Origin of the sequence: Streptomyces sp. NPDC101490 (assembly GCF_044767145.1) — a bacterium.
Taxonomy (GTDB): Bacteria; Actinomycetota; Actinomycetes; order Streptomycetales; family Streptomycetaceae; genus Streptomyces.
This window is the reverse complement of record NZ_JBIWNI010000055.1, coordinates 1-1,388: the sequence shown is the minus strand read 5'-3', so window position 1 is coordinate 1,388 and position 1,388 is coordinate 1. Positions and strand designations below refer to the sequence as shown.

General features: G+C 68.5%; 2 protein-coding genes. One reads left to right on the top strand and one right to left on the bottom strand.

Features of this window, described 5'->3' with window-relative positions; all coding sequences use genetic code 11:
- The first annotated feature begins 37 nt into the window (after positions 1 to 37).
- Positions 38 to 433 carry a contact-dependent growth inhibition system immunity protein gene (locus ACIRQY_RS35630; RefSeq protein ID WP_403933011.1) on the top strand — a complete coding sequence of 132 codons (396 nt, stop codon included), beginning with the start codon at positions 38 to 40 and terminating at the stop codon, positions 431 to 433.
- Between the two features lie 42 nt (positions 434 to 475).
- On the opposite strand, the gene ACIRQY_RS35625 is transcribed toward ACIRQY_RS35630, so the two are convergent.
- Complete coding sequence (locus ACIRQY_RS35625; protein WP_403933014.1) at positions 476 to 1,372, bottom strand: IS5 family transposase; 897 nt, start codon at positions 1,370 to 1,372, stop codon at positions 476 to 478.
- Positions 1,373 to 1,388 lie beyond the last annotated feature (16 nt).

The window sequence follows — 1,388 nt, the reverse complement described above, 5'->3', positions numbered from 1 at the left end:
AGACCGCGTTTGAGATCTGCCATGGGACGATCGGTCGGTGACTCGACTCGTGGACCGTGACCGCTCCCTTGAGGAGCTTGAGTGTGACCGCTGGTCGGCCCCGTCGGGCGGCGAAACCCGGCTGATGGCTACTGTGCGCGAGCTTCGGCGCAAGCCGATCGGCGGCCTGACGGTGGAGGATATGCGGTTGCTGATCAGGCAAGACGTGGGCCTTGCTTGTCTCCTGCCCCTGGCGGTGGAGGTCCTCCGGGTCGACCCGCTGGCGGAGGGTGACATGTACGAGGGCGACCTGCTGGCCGCCGTGCTCACCAGGAGTGCGGGTGTCTGGAGTGAGTTCCCCGACCTTGGACAAGAGGTCCGCCTGATCGCCTCAGAGCTGGCCGACGTGTCGCCGGCCCTGGAACGCGAAATCGCGGGGTTCCTGGCTCGGTAACTCGGCGACAGCAGCAGTCGTCGGCGAGAGGGGTCGGCGGGCTCACTGCGAAGACTGCCGCACGAGTGGCCGTGGGCCGGGACGCGTCGCAGCACGGCCCCGGGTGAGCCGGCGGACCATGACGCCGATCATCGCCCAGCGGATCATGGTCTCCGAGTGTGCCGGGCTGGTCTCGTAGTCCAGGGCGAGGCGCCGGTGGGCGGTGAGCCACGAGAAGGTCCGCTCCACCGCCCACCGCTTGGGCTGGACCTGAAAGCCGCGCTGGTCCGGGGCCTTGCGGACGATCTCCAGGTCGCGGCCGAGAATCTGGGAGGTCCACTCGACCAGACGGCCGGCGAAGCCCTGGTCGGCCCAGATCTTCCGTACGCTCGGGTGATCGAGGCGGGTCCACAGCAGCGGCCGCTTCGCGCCGTCGCGGTCCTGCACGCTTGCCGCAACGACGTGGACGGCCAGGAGCAGCCCGAGAGTGTCGGTGACGATGAACCGCTTGCGGCCCTTCACCTTCTTGCCCGCGTCGAAGCCCCTGGTCGCGGCGCGGACGGTGTCGGCAGTGCGAACGGACTGCGAGTCGATCAGGCCGGCGCTCGGCTCCGCACCGCGGCCGTCGGCTTCACGGACCTTGCCCCGCAAGGCGTCATGGATGCGCTCGACGGTGCCGCCGTCGTGCCACCAGGTGAAGTACCAGTACACCGTCGGCCATGGCGCGAAGTCCTTCGGAAGCTGCCGCCAGGAACAGCCGGTCCGCACGACATAGAAGATCGCATCCACGATCCGCCGCCGCGGATGCTTCTCCCGCCGACCACCCTTCGGACCCACCCGCGCCGACGGGAGCAACGGCTCCACCAAAGCCCACTGCTCATCCGTCAGGTCCGATGGGTACCCACCCCCAACGCCGCTCACAGAGAGTTCAACGAGCCCTTCAGCAACGGGACACGGCAGATCTCAAACGCGGTCT